Source organism: Tsukamurella paurometabola (genome assembly GCF_900631615.1).
GTDB lineage: Bacteria > Actinomycetota > Actinomycetes > Mycobacteriales > Mycobacteriaceae > Tsukamurella > Tsukamurella paurometabola_A.
Genome location: NZ_LR131273.1, coordinates 2,992,595 through 3,007,024 on the forward strand (window position 1 = coordinate 2,992,595; position 14,430 = coordinate 3,007,024).

General features: G+C 72.2%; 13 protein-coding genes. 9 read left to right on the forward strand and 4 right to left on the reverse strand.

The genetic code is table 11. The features are described 5' to 3' along the window. Position 1 precedes the first annotated feature (1 nt). Genes ELY19_RS14935 through ELY19_RS14955 form a run of 5 tightly spaced genes read left to right on the forward strand, consistent with a single transcriptional unit; the run spans position 2 to position 5,325 of the window. Positions 2-1,159: a Gfo/Idh/MocA family protein gene (locus ELY19_RS14935; protein ID WP_126196922.1), complete on the forward strand. Its 1,158-nt coding sequence runs from the start codon at positions 2-4 to the stop codon at positions 1,157-1,159. 27 nt (positions 1,160-1,186) lie between these two features. Further along, positions 1,187-2,362, forward strand: coding sequence for a Gfo/Idh/MocA family protein (locus tag ELY19_RS14940; protein ID WP_126196923.1), 1,176 nt, complete (start codon positions 1,187-1,189; stop codon positions 2,360-2,362). A 1-nt stretch (position 2,363) separates the two neighbouring features. Beyond that, entirely contained in the window at positions 2,364-3,314 is a 951-nt protein-coding gene (locus ELY19_RS14945; protein ID WP_126196924.1) for a sugar phosphate isomerase/epimerase family protein, read from the forward strand. Beyond that, entirely contained in the window at positions 3,311-4,312 is a 1,002-nt protein-coding gene (gene iolG / locus ELY19_RS14950; protein ID WP_126196925.1) for an inositol 2-dehydrogenase, read from the forward strand. Before ELY19_RS14945 ends, iolG begins: the two co-directional genes overlap by 4 nt. Further along, positions 4,309-5,325, forward strand: coding sequence for a Gfo/Idh/MocA family protein (locus ELY19_RS14955; RefSeq protein WP_197715900.1), 1,017 nt, complete (start codon positions 4,309-4,311; stop codon positions 5,323-5,325). The genes iolG and ELY19_RS14955 overlap by 4 nt, the downstream gene beginning before the upstream one ends. A gap of 31 nt (positions 5,326-5,356) precedes the next feature. Here the strand turns inward: ELY19_RS14955 and ELY19_RS14960 are convergent, their stop codons facing one another. From ELY19_RS14960 to ELY19_RS14970, 3 genes are read right to left on the reverse strand one after another with little or no spacing between them, the layout of a single operon-like run. Then, the gene (locus ELY19_RS14960) at positions 5,357-6,769 is read right to left on the reverse strand and encodes an MFS transporter (protein WP_126196926.1); all 1,413 of its coding nucleotides are present in this window, start codon (positions 6,767-6,769) and stop codon (positions 5,357-5,359) included. 38 nt (positions 6,770-6,807) lie between these two features. Then, positions 6,808-7,596: an SDR family oxidoreductase gene (locus ELY19_RS14965; RefSeq protein WP_197715901.1), complete on the reverse strand. Its 789-nt coding sequence runs from the start codon at positions 7,594-7,596 to the stop codon at positions 6,808-6,810. After that, positions 7,593-8,783, reverse strand: a complete 1,191-nt coding sequence (locus ELY19_RS14970) for a phytanoyl-CoA dioxygenase family protein (protein ID WP_126196927.1) — start codon at positions 8,781-8,783, stop codon at positions 7,593-7,595. The genes ELY19_RS14965 and ELY19_RS14970 overlap by 4 nt, the downstream gene beginning before the upstream one ends. A gap of 135 nt (positions 8,784-8,918) precedes the next feature. On the opposite strand from ELY19_RS14970, the gene ELY19_RS14975 reads away from it, so the two are divergent. After that, the gene (locus ELY19_RS14975) at positions 8,919-9,947 is read left to right on the forward strand and encodes a LacI family DNA-binding transcriptional regulator (protein ID WP_126196928.1); all 1,029 of its coding nucleotides are present in this window, start codon (positions 8,919-8,921) and stop codon (positions 9,945-9,947) included. Here the strand turns inward: ELY19_RS14975 and ELY19_RS14980 are convergent. After that, the gene (locus ELY19_RS14980) at positions 9,944-10,684 is read right to left on the reverse strand and encodes a GntR family transcriptional regulator (protein ID WP_126196929.1); all 741 of its coding nucleotides are present in this window, start codon (positions 10,682-10,684) and stop codon (positions 9,944-9,946) included. The genes ELY19_RS14975 and ELY19_RS14980 overlap by 4 nt on opposite strands. Before the next feature lie 281 nt (positions 10,685-10,965). Between ELY19_RS14980 and iolC the strand changes: the two genes are divergently transcribed. From iolC to ELY19_RS14995, 3 genes are read left to right on the forward strand one after another with little or no spacing between them, the layout of a single operon-like run. Next, positions 10,966-11,943: a 5-dehydro-2-deoxygluconokinase gene (gene iolC / locus ELY19_RS14985; RefSeq protein ID WP_126196930.1), complete on the forward strand. Its 978-nt coding sequence runs from the start codon at positions 10,966-10,968 to the stop codon at positions 11,941-11,943. Continuing rightward, positions 11,936-12,850, forward strand: a complete 915-nt coding sequence (locus ELY19_RS14990) for a Cgl0159 family (beta/alpha)8-fold protein (RefSeq protein WP_126196931.1) — start codon at positions 11,936-11,938, stop codon at positions 12,848-12,850. The genes iolC and ELY19_RS14990 overlap by 8 nt, the downstream gene beginning before the upstream one ends. A 36-nt stretch (positions 12,851-12,886) precedes the next feature. Beyond that, positions 12,887-14,395: a CoA-acylating methylmalonate-semialdehyde dehydrogenase gene (locus ELY19_RS14995; RefSeq protein ID WP_126196932.1), complete on the forward strand. Its 1,509-nt coding sequence runs from the start codon at positions 12,887-12,889 to the stop codon at positions 14,393-14,395. Positions 14,396-14,430 lie beyond the last annotated feature (35 nt).

The following is a 14,430-nucleotide window of genomic DNA, read 5'->3' on the forward strand; positions in this document are numbered from 1 at the left end:
GGTGGCGGAGACGCTCCTGGAACGCTTCGGGCGACGCCTTCGCGTCGCGATGATCGGCGGCGGGATCGGCAGCTACATCGGTGAGACCCACGCGATCGCGCTCCGCGCCGACGGGCTGTGGGACCTGGTCGCGGGTGCCTTCTCCCGCCGCCCGGAGACCAACGCGGCCACCGCGCGGTCGTGGCTCGTGCCGCCGGACCGCACCTACGCCGACCACCGCGCCCTGATCGCGGGGGAGTCCACGCGGGCGGACCGCGTCGACGCGGTGATCGTCGCGACCCGGCCGTCGAGCCACGCCGAGATCGCCTGCGACCTCCTCGCGGCCGGTTTCCACGTGATGTGCGAGAAGCCGCTCACCGAGACCGTGGCGGACGGCCGCCGGGTCGCGGCGCTGGTCGCGGACTCGGGGCGTCGGCTCCTACTCACGCACTGTTATAGCGGCTATCCGATGGTGCGCCAGGCGAGGGAGATGGTCGCGCGGGGCGACCTCGGCCGGATCACCCTGGTCGAGAGCAGGTTCGCGAGCGGGATGTACTCGGCGGCCACCCCGCCCGGCTCCTGGCGGGTGGACGGGACCGAGGGCGGGGTGACGGCGCTGATCGCCGATCTCGGCACGCACGCACTGCACCTCGCGGAGTTCGTCGCCGGCCGGCGCATCACGACGGTCGCTGCGGAACTCGCGCGGGTCGACCCCCGCCACGTCGCGTTCGACAACGCCTATCTCACCCTCCGCTTCGAGGACGGTGCCCGCGGGCGGTGTTGGAGCACCTCCCAGGCCGCCGGGGCGACCCACGGCCTCGCGGTCACCGTGTACGGCGACCGCGGCAGCCTCGCCTGGGACCACGACGCCCCGGAGATCCTGTGGTGGCGCGCGGACGGCGAGCCCGATCGTCTGCTCACCAAGGCCGGTCCCGGGGCGAGCCCCGCCGCTCTCGCTGCGGCCCGGTTCACCGCCGGGCACCCGGACGGGTACGCCCTCGCCTTCGCGAACCTGTACCGCGACTTCGCCTTCGCTCTGATGGCAGAGGGGCTCGGCGAGGACCCCGCCCCCCACCTCGCCGATCTCCCGGACGTCGACGACGGCGTCCGCACACTCGCCGTCGTCGAGGCCGCCATCCGGTCCGACGGGGCCGGGCGCCCCGTCGCCGTCGACACCTGACCACCCCCCCATCCGAATCGAGAGAATATGACCGAGCCGATCCGCGTGGCCCTCGTGGGCTGCGGCAACATCGCCCTGGGCTTCCACATCCCCGCCTATCTCGCCGCCGACAACCGGTTCCGCATCGTCGGCATCGCCGATCCGACACCGGAGCGACTCGAACTCGGCCGCGTCGCCGCGGGGCTCACGCCCGAACAGGTGCACGCGGACGTCGCCGACCTGCTGGCCCGCGACGACGTCGACGCGCTCGACCTGTGCACCCCGCAGCACCTGCACCGCGAGGTCGCGATCGCCGCGGCGCGCGCCGGCAAACACGTACTGTGCGAGAAGCCGATCGCCGCCGTCCCCGCGGACGCCGAGGCCATGCGCGCCGCCGCCGAGGAGGCGGGCACGGTGCTCGCGGTGGTCGCGAACTATCTGTTCTTCCCGGAGGTCGTTGCGCTGCAGGCCATCATCGATTCCGGTGAGCTGGGTGAGATCCGGACGACGCGGGTCGACATGATGGGCGTCCTGGACCTGCCGGGCGCCGCGGGTTACCGGCCCGCGTGGCGACACGATCCCGCACAGGCGGGAGGCGGGGTGCTGGTCGACATGCTGCACGGCGTGTACCTCGCCGAGTCGCTGCTCGGCGCCCGCGCGGAACGCGTGTCCGCTTTCGTGGACAGCGTCGCCGACGGCGACGCCGTCGACGGCATCGCGCTCTGCCGCCTCGAGGCCGGACGCCGCGTCGCGATGGTGAACATCGCCTGGGGCGTGGGCCAGGGCGGCATCGCGGTCGAGGGGGACCGGGGCCGGGCGGTCGCGCACTACCGCGCGGACGGGACGATGCCGTGGGCGCCGTTCGAATCCCTCACCGTCACCACGGAGTCCGGGACGCGGACCGTCGACCTTCCGGCGGGCGCCGAGCTGGAGCCCCTCATCGCCGCGTCGATGCGCGACACGGTGCTCGACTTCGCCGACGCGATCGCCGGCCACCGCGCGCCCGTCGTCGACGCCGCGGTCGCCCGCCACATCCTCGAGATCACGGTGGCCGCGTACGCGTCCGGCGCGCTCGGCGCGACCGTCCCCCTTCCGCTCGACGGCGCCCTGTTCACCTCCGGGGTCGCCGGACTCGCGGAGATCGGTGTCCCCGACGACTCCTTCGTCCGCCGCCGTGGCCTGTTCGGCCTGTCGGCGCCGGCGACGTCCGGGATCGGGGGCTGACGTGCAGATCGGACTCCTCACCGACAGCCTTTCCGACCTGACCCGCGCCGACGCTCTCGACACCGCCGCCGAGCTGGGCGTGGAGACCGTCGAGATCGGCCTGGGCGGCGCGCACGGCGGGTGGTCGCCCGCCCCGCACGCCGACCTCGCGGAGCTTCTCGGAGACGGTGCCGCCCGCGCGGCCCTCGCCCGCGACATCGCCTCCCGCGGCCTGCGGCTCGAGGCCTTCAACGCCGCGGGCAACCCGTTGCACCCGCGCCACGGCGAGCGCGACGCCGCCGTGCTGCGCGGCGCGCTGCAGCTGGCGCAGGAGTTCGAGATCGACACGGTGGTCACGATGTCGGGACTCCCCGGCTACCCGGGCGACACCGTGCCGCCGTGGATCACCACCGTGTGGCCGCCCGAGAACCTGGAACTCCTGGACTACCAGTGGGAGCGGGCGGTCGAGTGGTGGGGACCGATCGCGGAGGACGCCCGGTCCCGCGGCGTCCGTATCGCGGTCGAGATGCACGCCAACCAGCTGGTCTACAGCGCGCCGGGGCTGCTGCGAATGCGGGAGGCCGTCGGCGACGCCGTGGGCGCGAACCTCGATCCCAGCCACCTGATCTGGATGGGCGCCGACCCGATGTCCGTGATCCATGCCCTGGACGGTGCGATCCATCACGTGCACGCCAAGGACACCCGGATCGAGGACCGCGCCTCCGTGGCCTCCCGCTTGGAGACCGTCCCGAACCCGCGTACGGACGAGCGGGCCTGGAACTACGTGGCCGTCGGCACCGGCCACCCCGACGGGGTCGACTTCTGGGTGCGGTTCATCGCCGCACTCCGGCACGCGGGCTACGACGGACCGCTGTCCATCGAGAACGAGGACTACACCCTGGGCCAGCGTGAATCGGTCGCGCTGGCCGTCGAGACCCTGCGCGCCGCGCAGAACCTGGAGGAGGTGCGATGAACCGGACCCGGATCGCGGTACTGGGCTGCGGGCGGATCGGGCGGGTGCACGCCGATTCCGTCGCGGCGAGCGACCGTGCCGAGCTGACGTGGGTCTTCGACCCGATCGAGGCGGCTGCGAAGGAGGTCGGCGAGCGCTGCGGCGCGGCCTGGACGACCGACGTCGAGGAGGTCCTGGCGGCCACCGACGTGGACGGCGTCGTCGTCGCCTCGCCGACGCCCACGCACGTCGACCTGCTCACGCGCGCCGTACGGACGGGGCGGACCGTGCTGTGCGAGAAGCCCATCGACCTCGACATCGCCCGGGTGGACGCGTGCCGCGCGGACCTGGGCGAGCTCACGGCGAGGGTGATGCTCGGGTTCAACCGGCGGTTCGACTCCTCGTTCGCCGAGGTCCGCCGCCGCGTCGATGCCGGAGAGATCGGCCCGCTGGAGCAGCTCACCATCGTCAGCCGCGACCCCGCGCCGCCGCCGGCGGACTACGTGGCCTCGTCGGGCGGGCTGTTCCGCGACATGATGATCCACGACCTCGACCTGGCCCGGTTCTTCCTCGGCGAGGTGGTGGCCGTGTCGGCCCTGGGGTCGAACCTGATCTCCGCGGAGATCCGCGCGGCCGGCGATGTCGACGGTGCCATGGTGGTGCTCCGCGGTGCCGGAGGTCAGCTGGCGACGATCACCAACTCCCGGCGCTGCGCGTACGGCTACGACCAGCGGTTGGAGGCCTTCGGTGCGCGGGGCGCTCTCAGCGCGGCCAACCAGCACGAGACCTCCGTGACCTTCTCCGGTGCAACGCACACCGATGCCGCGGGACCGGTCCTGAACTTCTTCCTGGACCGCTACACCCCGGCCTACCGAGCCGAGCTCGACGCGTTCATCACGATGACCGAGACCGGCGGCACGGCGTCCCCCGGCTTCGACGACGGCCGGGCGGCACTGCTTCTCGCGGATGCCGCCGCGGAGTCGCTCCGCACCGGCGCGGTGGTGGAGGTCCGGGCGTGACGGTGCGCTGGGGCCTGCTGTCGACGTCCGGGATCGGCCGGGTCGCCGCCCGCGCTATCGCCGCGGCCGACGGGGCGGAGCTCGCCGCCGTCGCGGGCCGTGACGCCGACCGCGCCGCCGCCTACGCGGCGGAGGTGGGTTCGCCCGTCGCCTACGGGAATTACGAGGAGCTGCTCGCCGACGGCGGGATCGACGCAGTGTACGTGCCGCTGCCGATCACGCTCCACGGCGAGTGGACGATTCGGGCGCTCGAGGCCGGTAAGCACGTGCTGTGCGAGAAGCCGCTCACCCTGGACCCGGATGAGGCGACGGCCGTCTTCGACGCCGCGGAGCGCGCGGGGCGGCTCGCGATCGAGGGCTTCATGTGGCGGCTGCACCCGCAGACGCGGCCGGTCCGCCGGCTACTCGCGGCGGGCTCGATCGGTGAGCTCGCGCTCGTCCGCGCCGCACTCAGCGTGAGTGCCCCCGCGGGTGACATACGGCGCACGACCGACCTCGGCGGCGGCGCGTTGGCGGACCTCGGCGGCTACTGCGTCAGCGCGGTGCGGCTGTTCGGCGGCGAACCGTCGACGGTGCGCGCTGTTCGGGTCGCCGATCCGGCCGGCACTGGTGCGGGCCACGACCTGCGGGCCTCCGCGGTCCTCGAACTGCAGGACGGCGTCGTCGGGCTGATCGACGTCGGGCTGGATCTCGAGCGGCGCGACCAGCTCGAGCTCGTCGGCACGGAAGGACGGATCGTCGTCGACGATCCGTGGCTGTGCCGGTCCGGCACCGTCGACCTGATCCGCGCGGAGCGGTCGGAACGACTGCCCGTGGACCCGGACGGCGCCTACCGGCTCACGCCGCCGAGGCCCGACAACGAGGACGCGTACCGGCTCGAGTTCGAGGCTGCGAGCGCGGCGTTCGGTGGGCGAGCGGCCCCGGCGTTCGGCCGCGACGATGCGATCGCGCAGGCCCGCGCCCTCGAGGCCGCACGGCGTTCCGCCGCGACCGGCGTCACGGTCGTCCTCTGATCCGTTCCATCTCGCGGCCCGACGGTGCCCGTCACCGTCGGGCCCTGGCGTGCTCGCCAGCCGCCGCCGGGAGGCGGAGTGCCCCGGCGAGGGGGAGCAGCAGGAGGGCGGCGAAGGGGACGAAGGCGAGTCGGTAGCCGAGCTCGCCGGCGTCCGGCCCCGCGAGGCCGGTACCGAGCCGGACCGCCGCCGCGGCCGCCGCGACGCCGAGGGCGGTGCCCACCTGCTGCAGCGTGGACGACAGGCCGTTCGCGGCGGGCAGCAGGGGCGCGGGCACGTCGGCGAACATGACGGTGTTGTACGCGCTGAAGCCGATCGACCGGACAGCCCCGGAGAACACGAGCAGCACGGCGATGACCGGCGTCGGCGTCGCCGCGTGGACCCAGGCGAAGGCGAGCAGCGTCGCCGCGCCCGCGATGATCGACCACACCAGGGTACGCCGGAATCCCAGCAGCCGGATGATCGGCGAGGTGAGCGGTTTGACTCCCAGGTTGCCGACGAAGACCGCGGTCACCATGGCGCCGGCCGCCGTCGCGCTCCAGCCGAAGCCGGCCTGGAAGAGCAGGACGAACAGGAACGGAGCCCCGGTGATCACGAGGCGGTACACCGAGCCGCTCACGTTGCCCGCGCGGAAGGTCTTGATGCCCATGACGGCCGGGTCGAACAGCGGATGCTCGCGCCGGATCATGCCCCGCGCCGCAGTGGCGCCGAGGAGCACGGCCGCCCCGAGCAGCCCCGTGACGGCCCACGGCCGGCCGCCCTGGAGGAGCTCGACGCCGCCGGTCAGGCACACGACCGCGCCTGCCGTGCACAGGTAGCCCCAGCGGTCGAGCGCGGTCCGGATCCGTACCTCGTTCCGGGGGATCAGCCACGCGCCGCCCACCGCCAGCGCGACCCCGATCGGCACGTTGACCAGGAAGATCCACCGCCAGCCCAGGGCGTCGGTGATGGCGCCACCGACGGACGGCGCGATCACCGGTGCGATCAGCGAAGGCCACGTCAGATAGGCCATCGCCGCGAGCAGGTCGACCGGTCGCACCGACCGCAGGACCGCGATCCGGCCCACCGGGATCATCAGCGCTCCCGCGACGCCCTGGGCGATGCGGAAAAGGCACAGCCACAGCAGGTCCGGAGCGAGGGCGCACGCCACCGAGGCGACTGTGAACCCGGCGACCGACCACAGGAAGACGCGCCGCGTGCCGTACCGCTCCGCGATCCATCCCGCGGCGGGGATGGCCACCGCAACGGCCAGCAGATAGCCGACGATCGCGGGGCTCACTCCCGCCGGCACGACCCCGAACTCGTCGGCGACGGCGGGCGCAGCGGTTTGTAGCACCGTCCCGTCGAGGTTCTCGAGGAACAGCGCGCCCGCGACGAGGAGAGCGAGCGGGCGGCTGAAACTCGTGGCTCCCCTCCTCCCGAGCCGAGCTGAGCGGCGCGACATGTCAGTATGTTCGGTCCCGTACCGGCGCGGTGCACCCCTCAGTCGTAGGCGCCGCACACCTGCTGGTCCCAGTCGATCACCGAGCCGGTCACCACGCCGCTGCGGTCCGAGAGCAGGAAGATCACGGCCGCGGCCGCGTCCTGCGCGGAGGCGAGCCGCCCGGCCGGGAGGGAACGACCGGCGACGTCGGCCCAGTCGTCCGGAGCGTCGTGGAATCGCTTCTGCACGAGGGCTTCCCCTTCCGTCTCGGTCCAGCCGATGTTCAGGCCGTTGATCCGGATCCGGTCGAAGCGGTGCGCGTGCGCCGCGTTCTTCGTGAGCCCGATCAGCCCGGCCTTCGCGGCGACGTACGGCGCCAGGTAGGGCTGCCCGCCGTGCGCCGACATCGAGATGATGTTGACGACGGTGCCCGGGGCGTTCCGCGATCGCATGTCTCGCACCGCCGCGGCCATGGTGAAGAAGGGCGCGCGGAGATTGATCGCGATGTGCTCGTCGAAGAGCTCGGGAGTGGTCTCGGTCAGGGTGCCGCGCGAGGTGAGTCCCGCAGCGTTGCACAGACAGTCGACCCGTCCGAAGGCCGCCACGACCGCATCGACCGATCCCGTCGCCTGCGTCGGATCAGCGACGTCGGCGCGCACGAACAACGCCTCGGCGCCGTTGCCGGCCAACTCGGAGCGCAGCGCCTCCCCGGTGGCGGCGTCCCTCCCGGTGAAGGCGACGCGAGCTCCCGCAGCGGCGGCCTCCCGGACGACCGCGGCGCCCACGCCGCGGCTGCCGCCCGACACCAGGACCACCTTGTCCGCCAACTCGGCGGGCCGCGCGATCACGGGCGGTGCCGCTCGTCGAGCGCCGCGAGTTCGGCCGCGAACGCCGCCGGTGCGAGGCAGGCGTCGAGTGCCCGGCGGGTCAGCTCGGCCTGCGTCTCGCCGTGCATGCCGCCCAGCGGCTGATCCCGGTCCAGGTTCGACGGGAACGCGTACCCCTCCGCGGAAGCGGCCACGAGATTCTCCACGGCGCGTGCCTCCCCGGCGGCGGCGAGTGCCTGCAACTCGGGGTAGACCGCGCGCAGGATCGCCGACCGGTCCACGGCGTCCATGGCACGCCCGAAGGCCGAACTGATCTGCAGCAAGTTCGCCATCCGGCGGATGCCCGTCGATCGGTTGGAGCCCGCGGCGTGGAACAGCGCGGGGTTGAAGAACACCGCGTCGCCGGCCCGCAGCGGGAGCTGGACGTGATTCGCCGCGAAGTAGTCCCGGAACTCCGGGAGGTTGAAGGCCAGGTAGCCGGGTTCGTAGCGCTGGGAGTACGGCAGGTACAGCGTGGGACCCGACGAGACGGGCATGTCCACCTGTGCGACGGCGCCCTGCAGCGTCAGCGCGGGGGAGAGCAGATGCGTGTGGCGCGGGAAGCGTTTCGCGGTCTCGGGCTCCATGAAACCGAGGTGGTAGTCCCGGTGCGGCGATTGCGCCGTCCCACCGGGGTTGACCACGTTGATCGCCGAGGTCACCTGGTACATCGGGCCGAGCCACGCGGTCGCGACGAGCGCGAGAACGTCGTTGGCGTAGTAGCGCGCGAAGGACGCCGGGTCGCGCAGTGCGTGCTTCTGCAGGGCGTTCCAGATCCGGTCGTTGGCGCCCGGCGCGGCGAAGTGGTCGCCGCCGCCGACACCGGCCGCGCGCTGCTCGGCGATCATGGCGGTGAACAGCTCCGTCGATGCGCGCAGGCCGTGCCGGTCGTCGAAGGCACCGTCGAAGACGACGATGCCGGGGCCGGTCAGCAGGGCCCGCGCCAGCTCGTCGGACAGTTCCTCGCGCGCGTCCGGATCCGCAGCGGCCTCGGCGGCTTCGGCGCCGTAGCAGAGGACACCGCGTACGGCGCGGTCCGCGTAGGGGTAGAGCGACAGGTCGGTCTCGGCCTCGAGCAGCGCGGTGAACGCGTCGAGATCGCAGTCGGTCTCGGCGATCCGGCCCGCTCGGTCCGCCGCTCCGGTGCGCGGTGGTGAGGTGGTGGACATATCGGTGTTCCTGACGTCGATGTGAAGCGGGAGTGGGGGAATCGGTGTCCGCCACGGATTCATCGTGGCAAGCTGTCGAGGCCGGGGATACCCCGGAAATCCCTCAAGAATCCCTCAGCGCGAGGAGGTCCCGCGGTGGCGCACTCCCACCCGATCCGCGAGATCGCGCGGCAGGCGGGCGTCAGCGAAGCCACCGTCGACCGCGTGTTGCACGGCCGCGCCGGTGTGCGCGAGGGGACGGCCGCGCAGGTCCGCCAGGCGATCGCGGACCTCGATCGGCAACGCTCCCAGCTGCGGTTGTCGGGGCGGCGGTTCATGCTCGATCTCGTCATGCAGACCCCGCGCCGATTCTCGGACCTGACCAGGGACGCGTTGGAGGCCGAGCTCCCCACCCTGCGCCCCGCGGTCTTCCGCGCCCGCTACCACGTGCGGGAGGAATGGGAACCGGGGGCGCTGATCGCGGAGCTCGACGACATCGCGCGGCGCGGCAGTCACGGCGTCGTGCTCAAGGCGCCCGACACCCCCGGCGTCGCGGCGGCGATCGGGCGGCTCACCGCGCGTCGCATCCCCGTGGTCACCGTGGTCACCGATGTCCCGCAGAGCACGCGGATCGCGTACGTGGGTATGGACAACCACGCGGCGGGCGCCACCGCCGCGCACCTCGTCACCCGGTGGGTGGGGGAGTCGCCGGGAGCCCTGCTCGTCGTGACCAGCGGGCGGCTCTTCCGCGGCGAGGAGGAACGGGAGACGGGCTTTCGCAGCGAGATCCGCCGGACCGATCCGCGGCGGCGCGTCGTGGGCATCGACGACACGGGAGGCCTCGACGCGGTGTGCCGGCGGGAGGTGGCGGCGGTGCTCGCCCGAGAGCCCGTGATCGCCGCCGTCTACTCCCCGGGCGGCGGGAACCGCGGCATCGTCGCCGCCTTCGACGAGGCCGAGCGGACGTACCGCGGCTACATCGGTCACGACCTGGCCGAATCGAACCGGGAACTACTGCTGGCGGGCCGGATCTCGGCCGTGCTGCACCACGACCTGCGCGCGGACCTGCGCGGCGCGGCTCACGCGATCATGGCCTTCCACGGCGCGATCGACGGCCCGCAGCGGCCACGGCCCACCGCGATCCAGATCGTCGTGCCGCCGAACCTCGCGGCGGTGGACGGCTAGCGGCTGAACACCGAGACGTCGAAGAAGTAGCGCGACGCGCGGTAGACGTGGCGGCCCAGTTCGATCGCGGTGCCGGACTCGTTGAAGGCGACGCGCTGCATCGTCAGCACGGCGCCGCCTGCGGGCTCGTCGAGCAGGCGCGACTCGTCGTCGTCGGAGATGCGGGCGCCGATCCGCTGCTGCGCCTGGGCGATCGTGATGCCGCGCCCACGCAGGCACTGGTACAGGCCCTTGCTCTGCAGCTCGTCGGGGGCAGGGGCGAGTTCGGCGGGGATGTAGTTGGTGAGGATCGCGAGGGGGACGTCGTCCGCGCTGCGGAGCCGACGGATCGACACGACCTGTGCGTCGTGCTCGATGCCGAGCTCGTCCGCGATCTCCTCGTCGGGCCTGCCGAGGCGGTAGTCGAGGAGTTCCGTCGACGGCGTCTGGCCGGCGGCGATCAGGTCCTCGTAGAGGCTGGTGAGTTCGACCGCGCGGTGCACCTCGTTGCGCACCACCTGGGTGCCGACTCCGCGCTTGCGGACCAGCAGCCCCTTGTCCACCAGCGCCTGGATCGCCTGTCGCGCCGTCGGGCGGGACAGGGTGAGTCGCTTGGCCAGGTCGATCTCGTTCTCGATGCGGTCGCCGGGCACGAGCTCGCCGTTGAGGATCGATCGCTCGAGGGCCTGTGCCAGTTGGTAGTACAGCGGCACGGGGCTGGTGCGGTCCAGTTCGACCGAGACCGGGGCGGGGGACATGGGATGCAGTCTAGTGCACCGATCGCGAAAATGCGGGGCGCTGTTGAGGGTTTGTTCGTACAATCGCCACTTGCGTGACCGAGCGATCTATGTCCGCACATATCGGAGCTTTGTCAGTCGGTGGGTGTCGAGGACTTCGCCGAGCATCGAGAGTCGGACGCCGTATACGACCTGCTCGAAGGCTATTGAAGAATGTCGGCCGCTTCTGTTAGATTGACAGGACAAACGAGCGGGAGTGATCCACGTCTCGTCCGGGACCAGGGCTAAGGAGGGCCTCCCACATGACTGACACCGGCACCCACGGTGCGCCGTTCGACGTGATCACCATTGGGCGGGTGGGGGTCGACATCTACCCCCTCCAGGACGGTGTGGGGCTCGATCGGGTCGAGACCTTCGGCAAGTACCTCGGTGGCAGCGCGACCAACGTGGCCGTCGCCGCCGCCCGCCACGGTCGCCGGTCCGCCGTCGTCACGGCGACCGGCGCCGATCCGTTCGGGCGCTTCGTGCATCAGGAGTTGGTGCGGCTCGGCGTCGATGACCGGTACGTCGGCGAGGTCCGCGGCCTCAACACGCCGGTCACCTTCTGCGAGATCTTCCCGCCCGACGACTTCCCGCTGTACTTCTACCGCGACCCGATCGCGCCGGACCTCATGCTCGACGACGACGCGCTCGACCTCGACGCGATCCGGTCGGCTCGGATCTTCTGGGCGACCGTCACGGGCCTGTCCCGTGAGCCGAGCCGCTCCGCGCACCACACCGCGTGGGGTGCCCGGGGCCGCGCGCCGCTCACCGTGCTCGACCTCGACTACCGGCCGATGTTCTGGGAGTCCGCCGAGGTCGCGAGCGTGGAGGTCGGCAAAGCCCTCGAGCACGTCACCGTCGCCATCGGCAACCGCGAGGAGTGCGAGGTCGCCGTCGGCGAGACCGAACCCGACCGCGCCGCCGACGCCCTGCTCGAGCGCGGCGTCGAACTTGCCGTGGTCAAGCAGGGGCCCAAGGGCGTCCTGGCGAAGACCCGCGACGAGCGCGTCGAGGTCGCCCCGCACTTCGTCGACGTGATCAACGGACTCGGGGCGGGCGACGGCTTCGGCGGTGCCGTGTGTCACGGACTGCTCGCCGGCTGGCCGCTCGAGCGCGTGCTCCGGTTCGCCAACGTCGCGGGCGCCATCGTCGCCTCGCGCCGCGAATGCTCGACCGCCATGCCCACCACCGCCGAGGTGGAGACCGTCATCGAGGAACGAGGCGCCGACCATGTCTGATCCCACGTCGACCACGGCGGGCCCGCTCGGCGCCGCCGATTTCGAGCGACTCCGCGCCGCCCGGCACGAGAACCCCGATGCCATCGCCGACGTGCTGGCCGCGCGGATCCGCCGCCCGCTCGTGCGCGGCGACCGCAGGCTGCTCATCGTGGCTGCGGACCACCCCGCCCGCGGCGCACTCGGCGTCGGCTCCGACGCGATGGCGATGGCGGACCGGTACGAGCTGCTCCAACGGATGGCCCTCGCGCTGTCCCGACCGGGGGTCGACGGCGTGCTCGGCACGCCCGACGTGATCGAGGACCTCGCCCTGCTGGGGCTGCTGGACGACAAGATCGTGGTCGGCTCCATGAACCGCGGCGGCCTGCGCGGCGCGGCGTTCGAGATGGACGACCGCTACACCGCCTACGACGTGCCGTCGATGCGGCGCGACGGCCTCGACTTCGGCAAGCTGCTCGTGCGCGTCGACCTGGACGACCCCAGTACCGTCGTCACGCTCGAGGCCACGGCCCGCGCCGTGGACGCCGCCGCGGCCGCGAAGCTGCCGATCATGCTGGAGCCCTTCATGAGCCGGCGGATCGACGGCAAGGTCGGCAACGACCTGTCCCCGGAGGCCGTGATCAATTCGGTCGCCATCGCCTCCGGCCTGGGCAACACGTCGGCCTACAGCTGGCTCAAGCTCCCGGTGGTCGACGACATGGAGCGGGTGATGGCGGCGACCACGCTGCCCACCCTGCTCCTCGGCGGCGACCCGGGCGGCGACCCCGCCGCCGTCTACGCGTCGTGGGCCAAGGCCCTCGCCCTTCCCGGCGTCCACGGCCTCGTCGTGGGCCGCACCCTGCTCTACCCCCGCGACGGCGACGTCACCGCCGCCGTCGACACCGCCGCCGGCCTCGTGCACGGCGCCTGACGCCCGCCACTCCCACTCCGCAGAAGGAGCCGCTCCATGACCACCACCGAGAACCTCACCGTCGTCCCGCACTGGATCGACGGTGCCGAGTACCCGTCGAGCAGCGGCCGCACCGCCGACGTCTACGACCCCGCCCTCGGCGTCGTGACGAAGCGTGTCGCGCTCGCCGATCGCGCAGAGATCGATGCCGCCGTCGCCTCCGCCAAGCGCGCCTCGGAGAGCTGGGGGGACCTCTCCCTCGCCAAGCGCCAATCGGTGTTGTTCGCCTTCCGTGAGCTGCTCAACGCGCGCAAGGGCGAGCTCGCCGAGATCATCACGAGCGAGCACGGCAAGGTGCTCTCCGATGCGCTCGGCGAGATCAGCCGCGGCCAGGAGGTCGTCGAGTTCGCCTGCGGCATGGCGCATCACCTCAAGGGTGAGTATAGCGAGCAGGTCTCCTCCGGTGTGGACGTGTACTCCACCCGCCAGCCCCTCGGCGTCGTCGCGGTGATCAGCCCGTTCAACTTCCCGGCCATGGTGCCGGCGTGGTTCTTCCCGATCGCGATCGCCGCCGGCAACGCGGTCGTGCTCAAGCCCAGCGAGAAGGACCCGTCGGCCGCGATCTGGATCGCCGAGCTGTGGCGCGAGGCGGGCCTGCCCGAGGGCGTGTTCACGGTGCTCAACGGTGACAAGGAGGCCGTCGACGGCCTGCTGACCCATCCGGACGTCGCCGCCGTCTCGTTCGTCGGCTCGACGCCCATCGCCCGGTACGTGTACGAGACCGCCACCGCGCACGGCAAGCGGGTGCAGGCCCTGGGCGGCGCCAAGAACCACATGCTCGTGCTGCCCGATGCCGACCTCGCGCTGACCGCCGACGCCGCGATCAACGCCGGCTTCGGTTCGGCCGGCGAGCGCTGCATGGCCATCTCGGTCGTCGTCGCGGTGGAGCCCGTCGCGGACGCCCTCATCGAGGAGATCGGGTCCCGGATGGCGGGGCTGCGGATCGGTGACGGCCGCCGCGGTTGCGACATGGGGCCGCTGGTCACCGAGGCGCACCGCGACAAGGTCGCGTCCTACATCGACATCGCCGTCGAGGACGGAGCCGACGTGGTGGTGGACGGGCGCGGCGTGAACCCGGATGGCGACGCCAACGGGTTCTGGCTCGGTCCCACGCTGATCGACCGGGTCCCCACCACGTCCCGGGTCTACACCGAGGAGATCTTCGGCCCCGTGCTGGCGGTCGTGCGCGTCGCGTCCTACGAGGAGGGCGTGGACCTCATCAACTCCGGCGCCTTCGGCAACGGCACCGCGATCTTCACCAACGACGGCGGCGCCGCGCGGCGGTTCCAGAAGGACATCCGCGTCGGGATGGTCGGCATCAACGTGCCGATCCCGGTTCCGGTGGCCACCTTCAGCTTCGGCGGCTGGAAGGACTCGATGTTCGGCGACACCAAGGCGCACGGCGCCGAGGGCGTGAAGTTCTTCACACAGCTCAAGGCGGTCACCACCCGCTGGCTCGACCCGAGTCACGGCGGCGTCGACCTCGGATTCCCGCAGAACGACTGACGCGGACGGATCCCGGCAGCAACATCGTCCGCGAG

Coding starts and splice junctions, on each gene's coding strand:
- ELY19_RS14940 (WP_126196923.1), top strand. CDS start 1,187: ATGACCGAGCCGATCCGCGTGGCCCTCGTGGGCTGCGGCAACATCGCC.
- iolG (WP_126196925.1), top strand. CDS start 3,311: ATGAACCGGACCCGGATCGCGGTACTGGGCTGCGGGCGGATCGGGCGG.
- ELY19_RS14960 (WP_126196926.1), bottom strand. CDS start 6,769: ATGTCGCGCCGCTCAGCTCGGCTCGGGAGGAGGGGAGCCACGAGTTTC.
- ELY19_RS14970 (WP_126196927.1), bottom strand. CDS start 8,783: ATGTCCACCACCTCACCACCGCGCACCGGAGCGGCGGACCGAGCGGGC.
- ELY19_RS14980 (WP_126196929.1), bottom strand. CDS start 10,684: ATGTCCCCCGCCCCGGTCTCGGTCGAACTGGACCGCACCAGCCCCGTG.
- iolC (WP_126196930.1), top strand. CDS start 10,966: ATGACTGACACCGGCACCCACGGTGCGCCGTTCGACGTGATCACCATT.
- ELY19_RS14990 (WP_126196931.1), top strand. CDS start 11,936: ATGTCTGATCCCACGTCGACCACGGCGGGCCCGCTCGGCGCCGCCGAT.
- ELY19_RS14995 (WP_126196932.1), top strand. CDS start 12,887: ATGACCACCACCGAGAACCTCACCGTCGTCCCGCACTGGATCGACGGT.